The organism is Bradyrhizobium brasilense (genome assembly GCF_029714345.1).
In the GTDB taxonomy this organism is placed as follows: Bacteria; Pseudomonadota; Alphaproteobacteria; order Rhizobiales; family Xanthobacteraceae; genus Bradyrhizobium; species Bradyrhizobium australafricanum.
Genome location: NZ_CP121669.1, coordinates 4,105,266 through 4,126,424, shown reverse-complemented (window position 1 = coordinate 4,126,424; position 21,159 = coordinate 4,105,266). Strand labels below are relative to the sequence as shown.

20 protein-coding genes and 1 riboswitch are annotated in these 21,159 nt (G+C 65.3%); of the genes, 3 read left to right on the top strand and 17 right to left on the bottom strand.

What is annotated here, in order from left to right:
• Positions 1–86: 86 nt before the first annotated feature.
• From QA635_RS19250 to QA635_RS19240, 3 genes are all read right to left on the bottom strand, one after another.
• The gene (locus QA635_RS19250) at positions 87–509 is read right to left on the bottom strand and encodes a zinc-ribbon domain containing protein (RefSeq protein WP_283071019.1); all 423 of its coding nucleotides are present in this window, start codon (positions 507–509) and stop codon (positions 87–89) included.
• A 222-nt stretch (positions 510–731) separates the two neighbouring features.
• Positions 732–1,184 (bottom strand): MaoC/PaaZ C-terminal domain-containing protein, encoded by a 453-nt coding sequence (locus QA635_RS19245; protein ID WP_076831284.1) that lies wholly within the window; start codon positions 1,182–1,184, stop codon positions 732–734.
• Between the two features lie 129 nt (positions 1,185–1,313).
• On the bottom strand, positions 1,314–2,177 hold the full coding sequence (locus QA635_RS19240; protein ID WP_283071017.1) for a bifunctional 5,10-methylenetetrahydrofolate dehydrogenase/5,10-methenyltetrahydrofolate cyclohydrolase: 864 nt from the start codon (positions 2,175–2,177) through the stop codon (positions 1,314–1,316).
• Positions 2,178–2,192: 15 nt separating this feature from the next.
• Positions 2,193–2,272, bottom strand: a riboswitch (ZMP/ZTP riboswitch).
• Between the two features lie 217 nt (positions 2,273–2,489).
• Between QA635_RS19240 and QA635_RS19235 the strand changes: the two genes are divergently transcribed.
• Complete coding sequence (locus tag QA635_RS19235; RefSeq protein ID WP_225161774.1) at positions 2,490–2,897, top strand: hypothetical protein; 408 nt, start codon at positions 2,490–2,492, stop codon at positions 2,895–2,897.
• 120 nt (positions 2,898–3,017) lie between these two features.
• On the opposite strand, the gene QA635_RS19230 is transcribed toward QA635_RS19235, so the two are convergent.
• A complete protein-coding gene (locus tag QA635_RS19230) occupies positions 3,018–3,542 on the bottom strand; it encodes a hypothetical protein (protein WP_225161773.1) in 525 nt (174 codons plus the stop codon).
• A gap of 215 nt (positions 3,543–3,757) precedes the next feature.
• A complete protein-coding gene (locus tag QA635_RS19225) occupies positions 3,758–4,393 on the bottom strand; it encodes a hypothetical protein (RefSeq protein ID WP_253639653.1) in 636 nt (211 codons plus the stop codon).
• Between the two features lie 262 nt (positions 4,394–4,655).
• Between QA635_RS19225 and QA635_RS19220 the strand changes: the two genes are divergently transcribed.
• Positions 4,656–5,039, top strand: a complete 384-nt coding sequence (locus QA635_RS19220; RefSeq protein ID WP_092089011.1) for a VOC family protein — start codon at positions 4,656–4,658, stop codon at positions 5,037–5,039.
• Between the two features lie 15 nt (positions 5,040–5,054).
• Here QA635_RS19220 and QA635_RS19215 read toward each other — a convergent pair whose 3' ends face one another.
• Entirely contained in the window at positions 5,055–5,486 is a 432-nt protein-coding gene (locus QA635_RS19215) for a hypothetical protein (RefSeq protein WP_425249194.1), read from the bottom strand.
• A 235-nt stretch (positions 5,487–5,721) separates the two neighbouring features.
• Here QA635_RS19215 and QA635_RS19210 point away from each other — a divergent pair, with 235 nt between their 5' ends.
• Entirely contained in the window at positions 5,722–6,072 is a 351-nt protein-coding gene (locus tag QA635_RS19210) for a GrlR family regulatory protein (protein ID WP_026192881.1), read from the top strand.
• Positions 6,073–6,248: 176 nt separating this feature from the next.
• Here QA635_RS19210 and QA635_RS19205 read toward each other — a convergent pair whose 3' ends face one another.
• The 11 genes from QA635_RS19205 to QA635_RS19155 all read right to left on the bottom strand — a co-directional run bounded on the left by QA635_RS19205 (position 6,249) and on the right by QA635_RS19155 (position 20,986).
• On the bottom strand, positions 6,249–8,930 hold the full coding sequence (locus tag QA635_RS19205) for a PAS domain S-box protein (RefSeq protein WP_057015976.1): 2,682 nt from the start codon (positions 8,928–8,930) through the stop codon (positions 6,249–6,251).
• A gap of 142 nt (positions 8,931–9,072) precedes the next feature.
• Positions 9,073–10,044, bottom strand: a complete 972-nt coding sequence (locus QA635_RS19200) for a Bug family tripartite tricarboxylate transporter substrate binding protein (RefSeq protein ID WP_283071011.1) — start codon at positions 10,042–10,044, stop codon at positions 9,073–9,075.
• 187 nt (positions 10,045–10,231) lie between these two features.
• Positions 10,232–11,143, bottom strand: a complete 912-nt coding sequence (locus QA635_RS19195; RefSeq protein ID WP_283071010.1) for a DMT family transporter — start codon at positions 11,141–11,143, stop codon at positions 10,232–10,234.
• A gap of 273 nt (positions 11,144–11,416) precedes the next feature.
• Positions 11,417–12,217 carry an NUDIX hydrolase gene (locus tag QA635_RS19190; RefSeq protein WP_283071009.1) on the bottom strand — a complete coding sequence of 267 codons (801 nt, stop codon included), beginning with the start codon at positions 12,215–12,217 and terminating at the stop codon, positions 11,417–11,419.
• 2 nt (positions 12,218–12,219) lie between these two features.
• A complete protein-coding gene (locus QA635_RS19185; protein WP_018272087.1) occupies positions 12,220–13,176 on the bottom strand; it encodes a dihydrodipicolinate synthase family protein in 957 nt (318 codons plus the stop codon).
• A 95-nt stretch (positions 13,177–13,271) separates the two neighbouring features.
• Entirely contained in the window at positions 13,272–14,153 is an 882-nt protein-coding gene (locus QA635_RS19180; RefSeq protein WP_076831307.1) for an SDR family oxidoreductase, read from the bottom strand.
• Positions 14,154–14,290: 137 nt separating this feature from the next.
• Complete coding sequence (locus QA635_RS19175) at positions 14,291–15,151, bottom strand: MaoC family dehydratase (protein WP_283071001.1); 861 nt, start codon at positions 15,149–15,151, stop codon at positions 14,291–14,293.
• Positions 15,152–15,358: 207 nt separating this feature from the next.
• A complete protein-coding gene (locus QA635_RS19170) occupies positions 15,359–15,748 on the bottom strand; it encodes a Zn-ribbon domain-containing OB-fold protein (protein ID WP_283071000.1) in 390 nt (129 codons plus the stop codon).
• Complete coding sequence (locus tag QA635_RS19165; protein WP_018272091.1) at positions 15,748–16,905, bottom strand: thiolase domain-containing protein; 1,158 nt, start codon at positions 16,903–16,905, stop codon at positions 15,748–15,750. The genes QA635_RS19170 and QA635_RS19165 overlap by 1 nt, the downstream gene beginning before the upstream one ends.
• 155 nt (positions 16,906–17,060) lie before the next feature.
• Complete coding sequence (locus tag QA635_RS19160; protein ID WP_283070997.1) at positions 17,061–17,405, bottom strand: hypothetical protein; 345 nt, start codon at positions 17,403–17,405, stop codon at positions 17,061–17,063.
• Positions 17,406–17,494: 89 nt separating this feature from the next.
• A complete protein-coding gene (locus tag QA635_RS19155; RefSeq protein ID WP_283070995.1) occupies positions 17,495–20,986 on the bottom strand; it encodes an indolepyruvate ferredoxin oxidoreductase family protein in 3,492 nt (1,163 codons plus the stop codon).
• Positions 20,987–21,159: the final 173 nt, after the last annotated feature.

The following is a 21,159-nucleotide window of genomic DNA, read 5'->3' as shown; positions in this document are numbered from 1 at the left end:
GTTCCGCACGCGCGACGCATTGACCGCCTGCGCAGCGGTTCCCCGCGTATCAGATGTGAAGTGCGACTCTGATGTCACGCCCATCGCTACGAGACGGGAGGCTTCTTCCTTGCGAGTCCTTCCAGATGCACGCGGCGTGCGGCGGATTTGCGCGCGCGCTCCCTGGTGCGGCAGGCCCGGCAGCGCACCGCCGCGGTAAATACATCGCCCTTGGCGGTCTCGTACCACCATTTCTGCTGCAACGGCGTCCAGACCTCGGCAACGCCGCAGTCCTTGCAGATGAAGGGCTCCGGTCGATAGGTTCCGCGCAGCACGAAATCGGGAGTCGAATAGCTGTTCGATGGCGCGAGCCGCGTCGTATCCACGGCAACCTCGTCGCGCGCCAGCGCAATCTTGTAGTCGCGGAGACGTTGCCGTTCAGCGGCGCGTTGCGCCTGGATGCGGCGCCATTCCTCGGCCTTGCGCCGCCTGGCTTCGATCTCTCCGTTCGTCTGCTTGCTGCGTTTCACGGCGGCACATCCGTCTGGGTCGAATGCCTTCGGCGCATCGACGAAGTAAATACCGGGCAGCACGCCTCGTCGATGATGACGTCATTGATGCGCTGCCGTTCTGCCGCCGGCTTGTCATAATTGCCGCAACATTGCGCGACGACAAGGTCGCGTGCGGGGAACACGTAGAGGCGCTGACGGCCGTCCGAGGCGGATGACTTCGGGATGCCCCTCAGGCCGCGCCTATGCCGGCCCCTGCTCCGCCGGCCGCATGCGGATCAGCGCGTCGAGCACGAGGACAAGAACCGGGCGCTGCTCGTCGTTGACCAGCTCCGTCTTGAAGATCACGACAGCGTCGCGCCGCTCCGGCCTGATGGTGATCTTCTGGATCTGGGATTGGCCGGTGAGCGTGGCGCCGGGCCGAACCGGGCTCGGCAGGCGGATCTCGAAGCTCCGCCCGACGATCCCCGCCACCTTGGTCCAGATCGCCTCCACGACGAGCCGCTGATAGATCGCAATGGTGTTGAAGCCGCTTGCGATCAGTCCGCCGAACGGGCCTGCCGCAGCCGCAACGGGATCGGCATGGATTGGCACCGGATCATATTTGCCGGCGAACTCCAGGATCTCGGCCTCGCCGATCGTGTAGCTGCCAAGCTTGAACGTCTGGCCCTCGGTGAGATCTTCCGCATACAGCATCGCGCGCCTCCATCTGTCGCGCGACGATAGACGAATGGTGCGGGCTTTCCATTACCCCGGACGTCATGAACTTCGCGCGTGATACGCGAGCGACACCCACCGCTCGCATATCGCCGCAGGTATCCCGCGCTATTGCAGCCGCGCCGCCCTCGCCTTTGCCGCCTTCAGCGTGTTCTCCATCAGGCAGGCGATCGTCATCGGGCCGACGCCGCGCGGCACCGGCGTGATGGCGCCGGCGACCTGCACCGCCTCGTCGAACGAGACGTCGCCGCGCACCGCATAGCCGCCGTCCGGCTTCTCGACGCGCGTGGTGCCGACGTCGATGACGATGGCCTGGGGCTTGATCCAGTCGCCGCGCACGAGGCCGGCCTTGCCCACCGCGCTCACCAGGACGTCGGCCTCGCGGCAGATCCTGCTGATGCCGCGGGTGTGGATATGGGTCTGCGTCACGGTCGCGTGCTCCTGCAGCAGCAGCGCGGCCATCGGCTTGCCGACGATGTTGGAGCTGCCGATCACCACGGCATGGGCGCCGGTGAGGTCTGATCGGACCGACTTGATCAGCCGGAGACAGCCGAGCGGCGTGCACGGCACCAGCGCGTCATCGCCGTGAAACAGCCGGCCGGCGTTGAGGGCGTGCAGGCCGTCGACATCCTTGGCGGGATCGACCGCCGCCATCACGCGCAAGGCGTCGATATGCGCCGGCAACGGCAGCTGCACCAGGATGCCGTCGATATCGTCGCGCGCATTGAGCGCCTCTACTCCGGCAAGCAGATCGGACTCGCTGGCATCATCCGGCAGGCGTGCGACCTCGCCGCGCAGGCCGAGCCGTTCGGCCATCCTGACCTTGCTCTGCACATAGATCTGGCTCGCCGGGTCGCAGCCGACCAGCACGACCGCAAGCCCCGGCGCGCGGGGCAGCCGGTCGAGTTCGCCAGCAATCTTGTCGATGACAATTTGGGCATGTGCATGCCCATCGAGAATGTTCGCCGTCATGGCACCTCCGTTTCGAAGCGGTGCCCAGGCGCGCGGCGTTCAGTCTCTGCGCTCCCCGATGGTGGTCCATCCAAGCGCCAGTCGCGCAGATGGCGTCGTCATAGCCGCCCCGCCAGGTAAAGGCAATTCATGCTCTCCCGCGGGTCGAACGGCGACGAATTGCCCTCACTTTTGCCGGTGGATCGGTGCCGGGCGGGTCACCTCTGGGGGTAGGATTCGGGCAAGACTTGCGTTAAGTGTCGGCGCTTGCCGGGCTTTTCCGATCCCCGGCGCCATCCTTCCGGTCATCACGCCATTTCGGACATTTTCGACATGAGACATATCATCCTCGCGCTGGCGCTCTTCTGCCCGGCTGCCGCGCTTGCCCAAGGCACCACGCCGGCCCCCGCCGACGCCGACAAGCCGGCGGCGGCCTCGCAGCCGATGGTCGGCGACAAGCCGCTGGTCCAGGTCGGCAAGAAGTCGGCCGCCAAGAAGGGCGAGAAGCCTGCCGCGCCCGGCAAGCCGCAATCGGTCGCCCAGAAGCTTCAGGCCTGTCAGGACATCGACGACGCCACCAAGGAACGGCTGATCTGCTACGACGAGATCTTCAAGCCGCAGCCGAAGCCGAAGGCCGCCCCGGCCAAGGGCGTCAACGATTGCCGCTTCGTGAAGGAAGAGGACGAGCGGCTGACCTGCTACAACGGCTTCGCGGACAAGATTCCGCGCCTGCCGCGCTAAAGGTAGCGAGCGCCGCTCGGACGCCGTCTCGGATCCGGCCACCCGCCTGATCGCGGACATGAAAAAGCCGCCGCAAGTGTTTGCGGCGGCGGATCGATTGCCGGCTGCGGCAGCCCTTTCTTACCAGGTGCCGAAGCCACCAAAGAAGCCCATGCGCTGCTGCTGCGCGACGCGGTAAGGCTGATACATGCCGGGCTGCGCCAGCCGCATCGGCTGCTGGGGATGGGCGTGGTAGCGCGCGACCTTGCGCTTCTTCGGCGCCTGAGACTGGGCCTGCGCCGGTTGTTCAGCCGATTTTGCCTCAGCCGCGACCTTCTGCGCATCAGCCTTCTCTGGCGGAATGAACTGGGCGAACGTATTGCGGACGCGGGCTTGCGCCGACGCATCGCCCGTAGCCGACGGGATGGCCGCGGCGACCGCGTTGACCTGCGCCGGAACAATGGTCGGCAAATTGGTATCGTAGACCACCCGCTCGGGCAATTTCTGGGTCGACTTGATGCGCACCATGGTCTTGTCAACGCCCGGCGACGACAGTCCCTGGTTCTGGCCGGCGACCACGGCCTCCTGCGGCACGATGGCATTGACGACGAAGAGCAGCGCGAGCAGCACTCCACCAACGAACAGGAAATAACGCGCCACAGGCATTTTGGTAGCTCCCCCCGCGCAGCAGGGCGCGGTTCATCTCGGCGCGACGACATCAGTCATCGCGCGGGCGATTTCATCGTCTGCGCATGATCACCCGGACGCTGTCCGCGCTCCCGGGTCGTTCGCTAACGGCTGGTTTATTAGTTAGTTCCTGTCCGGCCGTTACGGTTCACCCGACAAGTCAATTCGCGGTCACTTTTTCGAGATGCCGGGAATTAGAGGCGGCTCGCCGTCACGACCGAGCATTTCGCCTTGTTTGCGTTCACGTTGACGAACCCGACCAACATTTGCGAGTAGGTCTTGCGGCTCTTCATGGCGATGGTGTCGGAGATCAGCCGCTTGCGCTCGGTCAGCGGCCGACCGTCCCGGCGGATGAAGGCGCAGGCGATCTCGATATCCTTGACGGCGAAATCATTGGCATTGCGCAGCGTCAGGGTGACCAGCGCCTTCGAACCCAGCCCGCCGCGCCGCCACGATTGCGAGGCGATCCGCAGCTTATCCAGCGGCGACCTTTCAGCGCCGGGCCCGGACGGCTTGGCCTCCTCTGCCCCCTGTGGAGCGATGGCCACACCGACGGTGGTCGGCTCGTCCGTCGGTGCGGCAAGCGCATCCCTCGCGGTCTGATTTGTGATTTGGGCTGGTTGCTCGCCGGTCGGGGCATTCTGCGCGGTGCGGATCATGGAGGACACCGGCCAGACATCCTGGTCCCCGGCGTCGCTCGGCTCGGGGAGCATGAACCATGCGGCGATCCCGGCGAGTGCAATCAGCGGCAGCAGCAGGCTGGCGTAGAAGCCCCCTTCACCGAGACGTCCGGCGGCCAACCTCCGAAACGACGCCAAGCCGATCCGCATCGTCGTGCCCTCACCCTGGCAGCCTGATCGGGCCGCCCCCCACACAGAGAGGAAGCCGCACCGCGCGGCTTCCGGGACGGCCGCAGGTCGAGCGGCCACGCGAAGACAATCGCTGACGGCCGCAATGGTTTCATTCCGGGACGACAATCTTGGGCAGGCATAACGAGGGATGGTATCCCAGCGAACCGCTCGCTAGATTTGCGCCGCCCGAGAGCGAGTACCGCGCACCGAACAGCGGCACGACAACAACAAGGAGATCGCAATGCCTGTCGTCACCTGGGACCACGTCCACCTGCGCAGTCCCGATCCCGAGGCCACCGCGACCTGGCTGCGCGACATTCTCGACGGCGAGATCATCCGCGGCCCCGGCCGCATCGACGTCCAGCTCGGTGGCGCGAAGGTGTTCATTGCGGAGGTGACCCAGGGCGACGGCGTCAACGCCGCGCCGGTGACGCCCTATCAGGGGCTCGATCATTTCGGGCTCACGGTGAAGGACATCGACGCGGTCGCTGCCGAGATCAAGGCCAAGGGCGTCGAATTCACCAAGGAGCCGACCACGATCCGTCCGGGCGTGCGGATCTGCTTCATCCGCGGCCCGCAGGGCATCTCGATCGAACTGCTCGAGCGCGACCAGAAATACGTCTGAGCAACGCGTGCGGCGCTAAGTCATGCTGCCGGGCATGAAGCAGCGGATCGTCACGCCCATGTAGCTCGGAATCGGCCAGACCATAGCGCGACCGACCCGGTTGGGCTCGGTGACCACGGCCTCGTCGGGGACATCGATCCACGCCCCGTCGAGGCGCACACGATAGTGCCCGTCCTTGGATTCCCAGTCGACATCGCTGACCGCTGTGCCGTCGGCATCCGAACAGCACGGCCCTTTGCCGCTGCGCAGGCCGTCGAACCATTCCTTCAGCGGCGAATTGGCGTAGCGGCCGTCGGGATCGCGCGCCTGCGCGATTCGCATGGCCGCAACCAACACCAGCGTTATCAGCACGAGGGATACGATCACGTGGCCCGCATAGCGGGCCGAAGTTCCATTGAGCCTGCGAGGGCGTGCCCAATGGCCGCCGGATTCAATCCAGTCAGACATGTGTTTGCTCCAGCACTCACCGGCCAGTGCAACCAGAGCCATGCATTTCGCGGGCCACTTTGATTCGCGAGTACGGTCCGCTGTCATTGCGCCGTCACACTGCCTGGCAGGAACCGAGGGTCACCCGAACGCGGGACACCCGGGAATCAACCTGCCGCATTGCACGAGGTTGCTCGCTTTGGCATAAAAAACCAACTGGCTTGCCATGGGCGCGGCGGCCAGCAATCGGGACGTCATGAAGAACGGACTTTACTCAATTCACGTCACCCTGCTGGACGGTCGCGTCGGCAAGGGCAGCGGCGTCATTCTCTTCCGCGACGGCCAGATACTGGGCGGCGACGCCTATCTTTACTACACCGGCAGCTACACGGTGAAGGGCGATGCCTTCAAGGGCGAAGTCCTTGTGCAACGCCACACGACGCCACGCGACACCGACAACCCGCTGTTCGGCGGGCCCGCGCCCGTCGGCATCGGCGTCTCCGGCACCTTCACCGACACCCGCGGCACCATGAGTGGGACCGCACTGGTCGGCAAGGCGAGCCTGATCTTCGGCGCCACGCTGCACAAGCTCGCGGATATCAATTAGCGGTTTGAAACCATTAGATCCGTCACCCCCGCGCAAAGGCTTCGCCTTTGTCGCTGGAGGAGCGTGCCCTTGCGCGCGTCTCGAAGGGTCGGCGGCCACCAGCCGGGCCGAGCATTCTTCGAGACGCGCTTCGCGCTCCTCACGATGACGGAGTCAGAGCGAGCGCTCGTCCCGCCCTACTCCGCGGCCTGCTCCAGCGGCGCGACGCGCGGGAGGATCATCTGGATGCGTGTGCCGTTGCCCGGTGCGGAATCCAGCGAGAGCCGGCCGCCGAGCCGCGTGGTGACGATGCTGTAGACGATGTGCAGGCCGAGCCCGGTGCCGCCCTGATCGCGCCGCGTCGTGAAGAACGGATCGAAGGCGCGGCGGCGCACGTCGAGGCTCATGCCGCAGCCATTGTCGGCGAAGATCACCTCGACATTGTCGCCGCCGGCGGCGTGGACCTGGATCTCGACCTCGCCGGCCTTGCCGTCCGGGAACGCATGCGCGACCGCGTTGAGAAACAGATTGGTCAGCACCTGGCCATACGGTCCCGGATAAGAGTTCATGATCAGGTTCGGCTCGCAATCGACATTGAGTGTCAGATTGTGCTTGCGCAGGCCGGGCCTCAGACTCATCACGACCTGCTCGGTGAGATCGCCGAGGTCGAAGGTGCGCTGGTCCGAATAGTTGCGGTCGGCGGCGACCTGCTTGAACGACTGGATCAGCTCCGCGGCGCGGTTGAGATTGGCGACGAGTTGCGAGGAGGCATCGCGCGCCGTGTTCAGGAAATCGTTGAGGCTGGAGCGGCGCAGGTCGCCGCGCTCGACCTGGGTGGCGAAATTCGCGGTCTTGCGCTCCAGCGCGGACGCCACCGTCAGGCTGATGCCGACGGGATTGTTGACCTCATGGGCGACGCCGGCCACCAGGCGGCCGAGCGCGGCGAGCTTTTCGGCCTCGATCAGCGAATTCTGGGTTTCCCGCAGATTACGCAACGCGGCCTCCGCGGAATCCCTCGCCTTGCGCATCTCCTGCTCGGAGCGCTTGCGCTCGCCGATGTCGAGCGCGACCGTGACGATGTTCTCAATCTCGCCTTGCGCGTCGAGGATCGGCAGCTTGTTGACCAGCCATTGCCGCATGTTGCCGGCGACGTCCTTGTACTCCTCTTCATAGAAGCCGAGCTCGCGCCGCGCCGACAGAACGCGCTTGTCGTTCTCATCGGTCTTCGCCGCGCCATAGCGCGACATCAGCTCGCCGGTGGTCTGGCCGATCGCGTCCTGCGGCTCGATGCCGAAGATTCCCGCCATGTAGCGGTTCATCAGCACGTAGCGCAGGTCGCGGTCCTTGACGTTGATGACGGCGGGCACGGTATCGATGACCATCTGCAACAGCCGACGGCCTTCGGCGATCGCGTCTTCGGCGCGCTTCTGGTCGGTGATGTCGCGCACCGTGCCCTCGTAGCGGATCACTTCGCCCTCGTCGTTGCGGACGACGGTCGCCGAATCGGACAGCCACAGCACGGTGCCGTCGCTCGCGCGCACCTGGTACTCGTAGTCGCGCACCGTGCCGTCGCGCTGCATTAGCTGCTGGTACTGCTCGCGCGCCGCCGGATCCACGTAGACGGTGGTGGCGATGTCGTCGATGCCCTTGATCAGGTCCTGCGGCGCGGCATAGCCCATCATCCGCGCCAGCGCCGGATTGGCGTTGAGCAGCGCGCCGCCCGGCGTCGTGACGTAGATGCCCTCGACCGACGCCTCGAACAGCTTGTGGTAGCTCTCCTCGGCGAGCCGCTGCTCGGCGAGCGCGCGCAGCGCGGCCTCACGCGCGCTGTCGGCGTCGACCAGGGTCTGGCGGAACACTTCGGCGGCGCGCGCGATATCGCCGATCTCGTTGTCGAGGTCGGCGCCGGGAATGAACGCGCTTTTCTCGCCGCCGGCGACCTTGCGGATCGAGCCCGCGATCCTGGCCAGCGGGCGGACGGTGCGGCGAACCACCAGCACCGACGCGAACAGGCCGATCAGCACACCCGCCGTGCCGAGCACGATGCTCTGCCATTTTGCTTCAGCCAGCGTCCGGGCAAAATCGCGCGACAGCACGTGGCCGCGGCGAGAGCTGAGCTCGCGCAGCAGCTCGGTGACCTTCTGGATCAACCGGCCTTCGGCGCCGAGCACTTCCTTGTCAATGTCGGCGATCTGGCCCTCGCGCACCGAGACCGCGATGATCGCCTCGGCATAATTGTCGACAGCGCCGCGCAGCGCGGGATCGGAGATGGTCATCGCCCGCATGCTCTGCGCGGCCTGCTCGGCAGCGGACGTGTTGTGCGCCAGCAATGCGGTGGCAATCCGGCTCTGGGATTGCGACAGCGCATTGGCCAGCGCCGCATCGTTGCTCGCGGCGACCGCCTTGTCGAAGGCGTCGCGCAGCGGCGGCAGCCCGGCGACCAGCTCGGCGCGGCGGCTGAGCAGCGCCGAGATGCGCTCGATGCCGTTGCGATAGGTCGCCAGCCGCTGGGTGACGCCGTCGATCATGTCCTGCTGCTCGGGCGCCAGCTTGATGCGGGTCTTTTTCAGAATCTCGCTCAGCGACTGGGCCGCCTCCGCGACCTGGACCGACTGGCTGCCCGGCTCGGTGACGAAGTCGCGCGCCGCCAGCCGCAGCTCGTTCATGCGGCGGTCGATATCCTCGGCGATGTCGCCGACGCTCTGCAGCCGCTGCAGCTCGGCGAAGGTCGTATCGATGTGGCGGATCGCGATCACGCTGGCGGTGGATGTGATGATGATCACAGCCAGGACCAGCAGGAAGCTGCCGAACGTGAGCTGGCCAATGGAGAGGGAGAACGCACGCGGCGCTTGCGAATTCGGCGGCAATTCAGCGGTCATGTCATCAAGGGCCGGGGTCCAATGGGCCCAATATACGGGAAATTACGGGTTTTGGGGAAACATGCTGCAGGACCGGCCGCCCGGTGTGATCAGTGTCACCCCGGGGCGGCCGATGGCCTAATCCGGCACAGGGCGGCCGGGCTCAGTCCAGCGGGATGCCGGCTTCCTTGACCACCCTGGCCCAGAGCGCAACGTCCGCCTTGATGATATCGACGAACTGCCTCAGCGGCGCGCTCCGGGCGTCGCAACCCGCAACATCCAGCTTCTTGCGCACCTCGGTGGAAGCCAGCGCGGTTTCGAGCGCCGCGCTGATGCGTTCGACCACCGGCAGCGGCGTGCCTGCCGGCACCACGAAGCCGAACCACGGCGTCACCTGCGCCTCGGCAAAGCCCTGCTCGGCCATGGTCGGCACGTCGGGGAAATACTTCGAGCGGCCGTCGCTGATCGCCCCGATGATCCGGATGCTGCCGGACTGCACCTGGGCCAGCGCCTGGTTGGCCGACAGGAAGCTCGAGGTGATCAGGCCGCTCGCGATATCAGGCACCATCTGCGGATAGCCGCGATAGCCGATCGCCGTGACGTCGATGCCGGCGAGCCGCTTGAACAGCTCGAAGCCGAGATGGCCGGTCGAGCCCTTGCCGGGATGGCTGTAGTTCAGCGTGCCCGGCTTGGCCTTGGCCAGCGCGACATAGTCGGCGACGGTCTTCACCGGCAGCGAGGTCGGCACGATGAAGAAGTTCGGGGCGAGACAGATCTGCCCGACCGGCACGAAGTCCCTGACCGGATCCCAGCGCAGCTGCGTGTTCAGCGCCGGGCTGGCGGTGAAGAAGGTCGTCACCAATAGCCATGTGTAGCCGTCGGGAGCGGCGCGTGCGACCTCCTCGGCTGCGATCGAGCCATTGGCGCCGGATTTAGCCTCGACGACGATCGTCCCCTTCCACTGCTCCTGCATGTCCTGCGCCATGATGCGCGCGAACACGTCGGCGACGCTGCCCGGTGCGTAGGGAATGACGATGCGGATCGGCCGGTTCGGGAAGTCCTGCGCGCGCACCGTGCCGGCCATCGCCAGCAACGCCATGCACGCACCGGCAATCAGGCTGACCCGCCGCAACATCGTCCCGTTTCCCGCCCTGTGATCTCGTTGCGGGCAGCATGCAGGGATTGCCTGACGGCAGCAAGGCGCCGGTTTCAGCGGGCGAAACTTCAGGCGGTGGCGATCTTGCGCGCAGGAATCGTCATCGCGGCGATGACGTCAGGCTGTGGCGATCCTTCGTGCAGGAATCGTCATCGCGGCGATGACGTCAGGCTGTGGCGATCCTTCGTGCAGGAATCGTCATCGCGGCGACGCCGATCACGACGCAGGCGAGGCCGATCCACGCCGTCGGGCTCAGCCGTTCGCCCAGCACCATGACGCTGAGCGCCACCCCGATCGGCACCCGCAAGTAGGCTTGCGCGGTGGTACCGACCGAACCGAGGGTCTGGATCAGGCGGAAGTAGATCACGAACGCGATCGCGGTCGAGAACACCGCCAGCGCCAGCAATGCGGCGAGCGACGTCGTCGACGGCGACAGCGTCCAGGGCCGCTCGACGACAAGGCTGAGCGGAACGAGGATCGCGGCGCCCGCGATCAGCGAACCCGCCGCCGGCGCCATCGGATCGAGCCCCTTGAAGCCGCGGCTGAAGATCGCGGCACAGGCGTAGCAGATAGTGGCGGCGACGATCGCGACCTCGGCCACGATCCCCTGCGCGAGATCGCGGAACGCATCGACGCCGACGATCAGGCAGATGCCGGCCATGCCTGATATCACCCCGAACAGCTTGCGCGGGCTCGCGGCCTCGTGACGGGTGACCGCGGCGGTGAACAGGAAGGTGAAGATCGGCGAGGCCGAATTGAGGATGGTGGCGAGCCCGGCATCGACGAAGCGTTCACCCCAGGCGATCAGCGTCCACGGGATCACGCTGTTGTTGAGGCAGGCCTGGAAGATGAAGCGGCGCCAGGTGGCGCGATCGGTCGGCATCGTCACACCGCGCATCTGCATGATGACGAGCAGCAAGAGCCCCGCGATCGCGGTGCGCGCCGCGATCAGCGTGATCGGCGGGATGGTCGCGACACCAAGCTTGATGAAGGTATAGGAGCCACCCCACAGGGTGGCGAGCGCGAGCAACAAGGCGAGCTCGAAGGCCATGCTCGGCTGTCGTGGGGCGGTGGTCATTGACGGGATTCCGTCTCGATGGTTGAGACGGAAGCTACATCGCTGCGAGGTGATGATATTTCGATATAAGCCGAAATGTGGAGAAGCGACTCTCCTTCCCCCGTCGTCCCGGCGAAGGCCGGGACCCATTACCACAGGGTTGTGTTGTTGGAAAAAGCTGTAGCCTCGGCGTCGCGCAGCAATGCAGTTCGGTGGTTATGGGTCCCGGCCTTCGCCGGGACGACATAGCGCCGCCTGTGAGTCACGCACTCGCCGTCTCTCAGGACGACGGACCTACCCCAGCGCCCCGACGTCGAACACCTCACCGTCATAACCCGCTTCCTTGGGGATGCGGAGCTGGCGGCCGGTGGCGGTCTTGGTCATCACGGGCATCACGGCGACGATCGGCTTGCCCTTGCTGTCGGCGAGCGCGGCGCCGACGTTCGGCTGCTTGCCGAGCCGGATCAGGTTGCGCGTGGTCGGGAACGGCAGCTTGAAGCGGCCGGTCTCGCCGCCCTCCAGCGCCTCGCGCGTCGACACCCAGATCGAGTCGGTCGATTCCTTGCCGTCATGGGCGCCGAGCTGCTCGGGCGGCGCGGCGGCCAGGAAGAACCAGGTGTCGAAGCGCTTCGGCATGCCCTCCGGTGTGATCCAGTGCGCATACGGCACGAGTTCATCGAGCGCGAGCACCATGCCGTTGTCGGTCAGCACCTTGAGGAAGCTGATCTTGCCTTCGTTCAGCGCCGTGCGATGCGCGGTCGCGATCTCGTTCGCGCGCTTCGCATCGACCAGGTCTTTCGAGCCTACCGGCCGCGCCAGCAGGATGCCGCTCTCCTCGAAGGTCTCGCGGATCGCCGCGATCCGGAAGCCGAGCGCGTCGCCGTCGAGCCCTTCGCCGCCGGAATAGAGCGCGGGATCGGCGGCGATCTCCTTGTCGTTCTTGTCGACGCTGCCGCCCGGAAACACCAGCGCACCCGAGTTGAACTCGATCTGGTGATGGCGGACCATCATGAAGACTTCGATTTCGCCCGATGAGCTGCCGTCACGCAGCAGCAGCACGGTCGACGCAAGGCGCGGGGCAACGATCTCGGTCATGATTAACCTGCTGCACTGGATTGCGGTTGCAGATTCGCGCGGCGATCGACGCGCGCCACACGGGACAAGAGATAGTCGACCTCGGCCCTCGCCTGCGGCGTGATGACCGCACCCGGCTTGCGCTGCGCGCTGGAGGAGATGATGCCGCGCTTCTGCAGCACGTATTTGCGCACCGTGAGGCCGACGCCGGGCTGCTGCTCGTAGCGGATCAGCGGCAGATGCGCGTCGAACAGATCATGCGCGGCATCGCGCTTGCCGGCCTTGGACAGATTGACGACGTCGATCAGGAGCTCGGGGAAGGCATAGCCGGTCATCGCACCATCGGCGCCGCGCTCCATCTCGAAATCGAGGAACAGGCCGCCATTGCCGACCAGGATCGACAACGGCCGCAGCGAGCCGTCCTTCTGGAAGTTGCGCAAGGTCGAGATCTTCTCCAGGCCCGGCCAGTCCTCGTGCTTGAGCATCACGCAGGACGGCGAATCCATCACGATCTTGCGGATCACGGCCGGCGTGAACACGACGGTCAGCGTCAGCGGATAGTCCTGCAGCACCCAGGGAATATCGTCGCCGATCGCCTCCTGCGCCTGCTTGAAATAGCCGATGATCTGGTCGTCGGTACGCAGATGCGGCGGCGGCGCGATCATGACGCCGGCGGCGCCCGCATCCATCGACTTCTTCGCCAGCGAGCGCATCGTGGCAAAGCCGGGCGCCGAGACGCCGACGATGACCTGCAGCTTCTTGGCGCGCTTGACGAAGCGCAGCGCGACCTGCTCCGCCTCGGCGGCGTCGAGCTTCGGCGCCTCGCCCAGGATGCCGAGCACGGTGACGCCGTCGCAGCCGACATCGGTGTAGAAATCGGTCAGCCGGTCGATCGATGCCTCGTCGATGCGGCCGTCGTCGTGGAACGGGGTCGGCGCGATCGCGAAGGTTCCGGCGGCCTGGGCGGTGAGTTTGGTCATGGGTGCCTCGTCTGTTTCCGCCCTCTATACAGCGTCATTTCCCGATGCGCCATTGCGCATCGGGAAGCCGTCCCCGCAGTCGCGGGTGCCAATCCTTACTTGAACCGCCGCGCCGACTTCTTGATCTCTTCCTCAGAGAAGAAGATCTCCTTGGCGTGGGTGACGATGTCCTCCGCCTTCCATCCCGTGAATGGCGGCGTCCAGCCCTCCATTTCCATCATCCGCATTTCGCGGACGCCGCGCGGGCCCGAGACGCCGAGGACCTTGCCGGTTTGGTCGCCCGACAGGTCGCTGACCATATAGAGCACGGCCGGCGCGATGCCGTCCGGGCCGAGCGCCGCACCCGGGTTCTCCTTGTAACGCGGCAGGTCCGCGGTCATGCGGGTCAGCGCGCCCGGCGCCAGGGTCCAGATCCGGATGTTGTACTTGCGGCCCTCGATCGCCAGCACGTTGGACAGGCCCCAGATGCCGCCCTTGGCGGCGCCGTAGTTGGTCTGGCCGAAATTGCCGATCAGGCCCGAGGTCGAGGACGTGTTGACGATGACGCCGCCGCCATTGTCACGCATCCATTTGAACACCGGCTGGGTGCAGCAGAAGGTGCCCTTCAGATGCACCTTCATCACCTTGTCCCAGTTCGCTTCCTTGGCCTTGTGGAAGGTCTCGTCGAGCAGGATGCCGGCATTGTTGACCAGAATGTCGGCGCGGCCGAAATGCTTGATGGCGTCGTCGAACACCGACTGGCCGCCGGCAAGCGTCGAGATATCGGCGCCGTTGGCGACGGCGCGGCCGCCCTCGGCCTTGATCGCGTCGACCACCTTGTCGGCCATCGACTTGTCGGAGCCCGAGCCGTCGCGCGGGCCGCCGAGATCGTTGACCACCACGGCCGCGCCCTCGCGCGCAAACAGCTTCGCATAGGCTTCACCAAGCCCGCCGCCGGCGCCCGTGATCAGCGCCACCTTGCCGTCGAGTAATCCCATGGTTGTTTTCTCCGTTTTGTTCTTGATTGCCGTCATTCCGGGGCGCGCGCAGCGCGAACCCGGAATCTCGAGATTCCCCGGTGCGCAATTGCGCACCTGCGGTCTGGTCCTTCGGACCATCCCGGAATGACGGAAAGCTACGCCAGCACCGTCTTGCCGCTCTTGATCACGGTGACGCCGCGCGACTTCACCTTGGCCTCGAACGACACCACATTGCCGTCCTTCCATAGCTCCATGGTCACGGTCTCACCGGGGAACACCGGCGAAGAGAACCGCGCCACGTGCTGCTTGAAGGCGGACGGATCGTAGTCGGCATAGGTCTGCAACACGCCGCGGCAGGTGATGCCGTAGGTGCACATGCCGTGCAGGATCGGCCGCGGGAAGCCGGCCTTCTTGGCGAACTCCGGATCGGAATGCAGCGGGTTGCGGTCGCCGCACAACCGATAGACCAGCGCCTGGTCGGGCCGCGTCGTGATGTCGACCACCTTGTCCGGCGCGCGCTCCGGCACCTTGTGCGGCTCGGGCTGGCCGTCGGACGGGCCGCCGAAGCCGCCATCGCCGCGGGCGAAGCGCGAGGCGACCAGCGTGGCGAGCTTGTCGCCCTTCTCGTCCTTCAGCACGGTCTGGTGGCGGATCACCGCACCCTTGTCCTTGCCCTTGTCGAACACGTCGAGCACGGTCGAATCGGCAGTGATGTGCGCCGCGGTCGCGAACGGCTTGTGGAAGGTGATGTCGCGCTCGCCGTCGACCACCATGACGCGGTTGAGGTTCATCTCGCCGGGACCGGCCCCCCAGGCCGCGACCGAGGCAAACGTCGGCACCACCTTGAGCGGGCGCGGCGTCAGCACGCCCTCATTGACGAAGGCGAGTTCCTTCTCGTCCATCGGATCGGCACCCAGGCCGATGCCATAGGCATAGAGCATCACGTCGCGGTCGGCGTAGCTGTATTTCTGGCCGAGATTCTTCAGGGCCATCAGCTGTTCGTACACGATCGGCATTGTTGTTTTCTCCCCGAACTGTTGTCTCTTCAGCGCCGCCCGTTATTGCGCCCTCTCCCCTTGCGGGAGAGGGCGGCACCGGCATCAAACGCAAACTCGTTTGGGAGAGGGGTTGGCTCCTCAAACGCATCTCTCGCGGAGAGAACCCCTCTTCCGGCAGCCTTCGGCTGCCACCTTCCCCCGCAAGGGGGGAAGGTACTTTCTAGGTTAGGCCGGCGTGAAGAACGGCAGCGGGGCGCCGTCGGTCGGCTTCCACACCACCTTGACCTTCTGGCCGATCTTCACCTTCTCAAGATCGCAATCGACGATGTTGGTCTGCAGCGAAGGGCCTTCCTTCAGCGTCACATAAGCGATCGCATAGGGACCGGTCGGCGATTTGCGCATCAGGCTGTAGGTGTAGACCGTGGCCTCGCCGCTCGACTCTTCCCACACTGTCTTGTCCGAGAAGCAGAACGGGCAGATCGCGCGCGGGAAGTAATGCGCCTCGCCGCAGGTGTTGCAGCGCTTGATCATGAACTTGCCCGCCTTCGCCGCCTCCCAGAACGGCGCGGTCTCCGAGTTGGTCACCGGGGCATTGTACTTCTTCGCTTCAGACATCACGCACGCTCCAGAATGCAGGTTGAGGCGGCGTGGCGAACGCCGAGCAGACCGCCGGTGCCGTGGGCGATCGCGAGGTCGCAGTTCTTCACCTGCACCTTCGGATGCGCCTCGCCGCGCAACTGGCGCACAGCCTCGAGGATTTTCGTCATACCGCCGCGATTGACGGGATGGTTGCTGCACAGGCCGCCGCCATCGGTGTTGAACGGCAGCTTGCCAACGCCCGAGATCAGATTGCCGTCGGCGACGAACTTGCCGCCCTCGCCCTTCTTGCAGAAGCCGAGATCCTCGAGCTGCATCAGCACCGTGATGGTGAAGCTGTCATAGATCGAGGCGTATTTGATGTCCTTCGGCGTCACGCCCGCTTCCTCGAAGGCGCGCGGACCGGACCACACGCCGGCGGAATAAGTCAGGTCGAGATCCTTGCCGCCACGCGGGCCCTTCATCGCCTCGCCATGGCCGATCAGGCGCACCAGCGGCTTCTTCAGGCTCTTGGCGATCTCGGGCGTCGTGACGATCATCGCGCCGCCGCCGTCGGTGACGACGCAGCAATCCATCCGGTGCAGCGGATCGGAGATCATCGGCGAGTTCAGCACGTCCTCGACGGTGACGACCTCTTTCAGCATCGCATGCGGATTGTATTGCGCGTGATGCGAGGCCGCGACCTTGATCCAGGCGAGCTGTTCGGAGGTGGTGCCGTAGTCGTGCATATGGCGCATGGCACACATGCCATAGGCATTGTGCGTGGTAGCCCCGTAGGCGGATTCGAAATCGGCCTCGGCGCCCGAGGCGCGCGGCGGCATCGGGCCGGTGCGCGGTTTGCCCGCCAGCGTGACCAGCGCGACCGAGCATTTGCCCGCGGCGATCGCCTCGGCGGCGTGGCCGAGATGGATCAGATAGGAACAGCCACCGGTCTCGGTGGAGTCGACATGACGCAGCTTCCTGGTGTTGAGGCCGAGATAATCGACCATCGGCCACAGCCCGCCCGGCGCGTCGCCGGCGCAGAAATAGCCGTCGATGTCGTCCTTGGTGAGCCCGGCGTCCTCGATCGCGCCCTTGGCGACCTCGGCGTGCAGCTGTGCTGTTGATTTATCGGGTGCGTGCCGGGTGGGATGTTCGTAGATCCCGGCAATGTAGGCCTTGCCCTTGATGGTCAAATCGCTCTCCGCTGGCGTTTCTTCGCTCGAGCGTTTTTCTGAACCGACGACGCGACCTTGGCAAGCGCGGAAATATTCCGTCAGGCGAGACTGCGGGTAAAAGAGCAAGGGTGGGTTAGCTGAAGGCGTACCCCACCCTTGCGTGTGCCGGCAAGCTAGTGATGCTTTTCGAGAACGATCACCGTGCCACGCGACGTGCATGACCACTTCGATGCGGCATAGCAGTAGTTCGCTGGATATTCGCTGAGATGAAGGTGATCCACGTTGGGTTTCGCCAGACGATGCTTCACTTCGTCCTTCCAGAACGCAAAGCGATCGTCCGCCGCTAACCACCGCAGCGGAAGACCCACGTCGGCAACTACGATGGTCGAACCATCGCGCAAAAGCCGAACAATCTCTGCATCGCCTATGGGCTCAATGCGGACCGCGTTCACCGGCCCGCTGCTGTCCCAAGGTTCTGTGAGTGGCGTCTGCGTGACGATTCTCTGACTCGCATCCATCCCAAATCGTTACCCACCATGCATCAGCGAACAGGCGAGAGGGTGGGTACGCCTTCGGCTAACCTACCCTACGCAGCGACGCTCCGTCCCTACTCCGCCGCCATCTGCCGCGGCGCGGGCGGCGGGTTGGCGAGGTCGGCGGCGAGTTGCGCGTAGCGAACCTTCGCCTCCTTGATCGCCTTGTCCTTCACCGGGCCGTAGCCGCGGATGCGGTCAGGCAACGCCAGCAGTTCGACCGCGATGTCGTGATTGAGCGGCGACAGCAGGTTCAGCACCGTCGCGACATCCTTCTCGTAGCCGGCGATCAGATCGCGCTCCAGCTTGCGGTCGGCGTTGTAGCCGAAGATGTCGAGCGGCGTGCCGCGCAGGAAGCGGAATCTCGCCAGCACCCTGAAGGCCGACATCATCCACGAACCGAAAGCGCGCTTCTTCGGCCGGCCCTGCGCGTCGAGGCCGCCGCCGAGGATCGGCGGCGCCAGATTGAAGTTGAACTTGAACTCGCCCTCGAACTGATCGCGCAGCTGCTTCTCGAAGCGGCCGTCGGTGAACAGCCGCGCCACCTCATACTCGTCCTTGTAGGCGAGCAGCTTTGCGTAGTTGATCGCGACCGCGCGCGGCAGCGCCTCGCCATAGCCGCCCTTGGTGGCGGCGTCGCGCACCTGGTCGACCAGCTTGCGATAGCGCTTTGCCAGACGTGCATTCTGGTAGTCGGTCAGGAACGCCATGCGATGGGTGATGATCTCGTCCAGCGACATCGCATCCAGCGATTTCGGTGGCGCGATCTCGTCATCGCCCTTCATCATCCCGCTCAGCCGCGCCGGATCGGCCGCGGCCAGACGCCCGAGCTGGAACGCCTGCGTGTTCATCTTGATCGAGACGCCGTTGACTTCGATCGCCTGCAGAATCGCCTCCGCCGACAGCGGCAGCAACCCGCGCTGATAGGCAAAGCCCATCATCATGATGTTGGTGGCGATGGAGTCACCGAGCAGCGCCTCGGCCGGCTTGGTGAAGTCGAAGAACGCGGAGTCCTTGCGCAGCTCGGTCTCCAGCACGCTGTTGACCTTGCGGCTCTGGAAGTTGAAGTCGCGGTTCAGGATGAAGTCCGCGGTCGGGATCACGTGGCTGTTGATGATGCCGACGGTACGGCTCGCATCGCACAGCGTGATGGTGTCCTTCGACGCCGCCACGACCTCGTCGGCCGCAAGCACCAGATCGGCCGTTCCGGTCACGATGCGCGAGCAGGTCACGTCGGCGGTGTGCTCGGAGAGGCGGACGTGGCTCAGCACCGCGCCGCCCTTTTGCGCGAGACCCGACATGTCGAGGATCATCGAGGCCTTGCCCTCGATATGGGCGGCCATGCCGAGCAGCGCGCCGATCGTCAGCACGCCGGTGCCGCCGACGCCGCCGACCGCGATGTTGTAGGGCCGGTCGAGCGCGGGCTTGGAGGCCGGCTCCGGCAGATTATCGATGCTGCCGAGCTCGGGCGGCGCGCGCCGCCTGAGCTTGCCGCCGTCGACCGTGACGAAGGACGGGCAAAAACCCTTCACGCAGGAATAGTCCTTGTTGCAGGTCGACTGGTTGATGGTGCGTTTGCGCCCGAGCTCCGTCTCCAGCGGCTCGACCGAGATGCAGTTCGACTGCACCGAGCAGTCGCCGCAGCCTTCGCAGACGGCAGGATTGATCAGCACGCGACGCTGCGGATCCTCCATCAGGCCGCGCTTGCGGCGACGGCGTTTTTCGGCGGCGCAGGTCTGCACGAACACGATCGCCGACGTGCCCTTGGTGTCGCGGCACATCTTCTGGACGTTCTCGAGCTCGTCGCGGTGATACAGCTTGACGCCGGGCGCGATGGTGTCGGCCGGATAGGCGTCCGGATTCTCCGAGACCAGATAGATCTCGCGGATGCCTTCGGCATGGAGCTGGAAGGTGATCTGCTGCGGCGAGAGATCGCCGTCGTGGCGCTGGCCGCCGGTCATGGCGACCGCGTCGTTGTACAGGATCTTGTAGGTGATGTTGGCCTTGGAAGCGATCGACTGGCGGATTGCGAGAATGCCGGAGTGGAAATAGGTGCCGTCGCCGAGATTGGCGAAGACGTGGTTCTCGTTGGTGAACGGCGCGATGCCGACCCACGGCACGCCCTCGCCACCCATATGGGTGAAGGTCTCGGTCGAGCGGTTCATCCAGAGCGCCATGAAGTGGCAGCCGATGCCGGCCAGCGCGCGGCTGCCTTCCGGCACCTTGGTCGAGGTGTTGTGCGGGCAGCCCGAGCAGAAATACGGCGTGCGGCTGACCGGTGCCGTCGCCTGCATCTGGGTCGACTGGCGACCGTTGAACCAGTCGGCCTTGGCACGCAGCATCTCGGCGATTTCGGGATTGAGATTAAGTCGAAGCAGCCGTTCAGTGAGCGAGCTCGCAAGCGAGGCCACGCTGAGCTCGGCGGCGAAGGTCAGGAAGCGCTTGTCGTGATCGTCCATCTTGCCGACGATGCGCGGACGCACGTCGTCGCGCCAGTTGAACAGCTCCTGCTTGACCTGGTTCTCGACGATCTCGCGGCGCTCCTCGACAATGAAGATCTCCTCGAGGCCGACGGCGAAGTTGCGCACGCCTTCCGGCTCCAGCGGCCAGGGCATGCCGATCTTGTAGAGGCGGATGCCGATCTTGGCGGCGATCTCGGGCGTGATGCCGAGCTCGCGCAGCGCCTGGCGGATGTCCTCGTAGCTCTTGCCCGAGGCCATGATGCCGTAGCGCGCGTTCGGCGAATCCATCGTGACGCGGTTGACCTTGTTGGCGCGGGCGAAGGCGATCGCGGCAAAGCCCTTGTAGTCCTGCAACCGCCGGTCCTGCTCGAAGCGGTCGTCGGGCCAGCGGATGTTGAGGCCGCCCGGCGGCAATTCGAAATCGGTCGGAATGATGAACGGCGTCATCTCGTCGGTGAGGTCGATCTCGGCGGTCGTCTCGACCGTCTCGGTGATCACCTTCATGCCGACCCAGCAGCCGGAGTAGCGCGACATCGCGATACCCAGGAGGCCCATCTCGATCATTTCGTGGATGCTGGAGGGGTAGAGGTAGGGCATCAGCGCGGAGATGAAGGCGTGGTCGGACTGATGCGGGACGGTGGAGGATTTCGCGCCATGGTCATCGCCGGCAAGGCAGAGCACGCCGCCATGCTTGGCGGAGCCGGCCGCATTGCCGTGGCGGAACACGTCGCCGCAGCGGTCGACGCCGGGGCCCTTGCCGTACCAGATGCCGACCGCGCCATCATATTTGGCGCCCGGCGACAGGGCGAGCTGCTGCGAGCCCCAGATCGCGGTGGCCGCGAGGTCCTCGTTCACGCCGGGCTGGAATTTGATGTTGTACTGCTCGAGATGCTTGCGGGCGGCGAACAGCTGCTGGTCGTAGCCGCCGAGGGGGGAACCGCGATAGCCGGAGATGAAGCCTGCCGTGTTGAGACCCGCGGCGCGGTCGCGCCTGATCTGCGCCATGGGCAGGCGGACCAGCGCCTGGATGCCGGTCATGAAAACGTGGCCGGTGTCCTGGGTGTATTTCTGGTCGAGGCTGATAGGCCCTTGGTTGATTCCCATTTAGCCCTCTTTTCGCTGGTCGCGACGACTGCTTTTTAGCTAGTCATCCGAGCTTGTTAGAACCAGTCTATGTCGGATTTTCCGGCCCGCGCAGCACAATTCTGGGCGACCAAGCCCGTGGCTCAAAAATCGCAATTTCGTGCCGGGAATATTGCAGGGCCGTTTCGGTTTCT

Coding starts and splice junctions, on each gene's coding strand:
- QA635_RS19210 (WP_026192881.1), top strand. CDS start 5,722: ATGAAGAACGGACTTTACTCAATTCACGTCACCCTGCTGGACGGTCGC.
- QA635_RS19205 (WP_057015976.1), bottom strand. CDS start 8,930: ATGACCGCTGAATTGCCGCCGAATTCGCAAGCGCCGCGTGCGTTCTCC.
- QA635_RS19160 (WP_283070997.1), bottom strand. CDS start 17,405: ATGGATGCGAGTCAGAGAATCGTCACGCAGACGCCACTCACAGAACCT.
- QA635_RS19180 (WP_076831307.1), bottom strand. CDS start 14,153: ATGGGATTACTCGACGGCAAGGTGGCGCTGATCACGGGCGCCGGCGGC.
- QA635_RS19230 (WP_225161773.1), bottom strand. CDS start 3,542: ATGCCTGTGGCGCGTTATTTCCTGTTCGTTGGTGGAGTGCTGCTCGCG.
- QA635_RS19245 (WP_076831284.1), bottom strand. CDS start 1,184: ATGCTGTATGCGGAAGATCTCACCGAGGGCCAGACGTTCAAGCTTGGC.
- QA635_RS19225 (WP_253639653.1), bottom strand. CDS start 4,393: ATGCGGATCGGCTTGGCGTCGTTTCGGAGGTTGGCCGCCGGACGTCTC.
- QA635_RS19240 (WP_283071017.1), bottom strand. CDS start 2,177: ATGACGGCGAACATTCTCGATGGGCATGCACATGCCCAAATTGTCATC.
- QA635_RS19190 (WP_283071009.1), bottom strand. CDS start 12,217: ATGACCGAGATCGTTGCCCCGCGCCTTGCGTCGACCGTGCTGCTGCTG.
- QA635_RS19235 (WP_225161774.1), top strand. CDS start 2,490: ATGAGACATATCATCCTCGCGCTGGCGCTCTTCTGCCCGGCTGCCGCG.
- QA635_RS19185 (WP_018272087.1), bottom strand. CDS start 13,176: ATGACCAAACTCACCGCCCAGGCCGCCGGAACCTTCGCGATCGCGCCG.
- QA635_RS19195 (WP_283071010.1), bottom strand. CDS start 11,143: ATGACCACCGCCCCACGACAGCCGAGCATGGCCTTCGAGCTCGCCTTG.
- QA635_RS19200 (WP_283071011.1), bottom strand. CDS start 10,044: ATGTTGCGGCGGGTCAGCCTGATTGCCGGTGCGTGCATGGCGTTGCTG.
- QA635_RS19220 (WP_092089011.1), top strand. CDS start 4,656: ATGCCTGTCGTCACCTGGGACCACGTCCACCTGCGCAGTCCCGATCCC.
- QA635_RS19155 (WP_283070995.1), bottom strand. CDS start 20,986: ATGGGAATCAACCAAGGGCCTATCAGCCTCGACCAGAAATACACCCAG.
- QA635_RS19175 (WP_283071001.1), bottom strand. CDS start 15,151: ATGCCGATCGTGTACGAACAGCTGATGGCCCTGAAGAATCTCGGCCAG.
- QA635_RS19215 (WP_425249194.1), bottom strand. CDS start 5,486: ATGTCTGACTGGATTGAATCCGGCGGCCATTGGGCACGCCCTCGCAGG.
- QA635_RS19170 (WP_283071000.1), bottom strand. CDS start 15,748: ATGTCTGAAGCGAAGAAGTACAATGCCCCGGTGACCAACTCGGAGACC.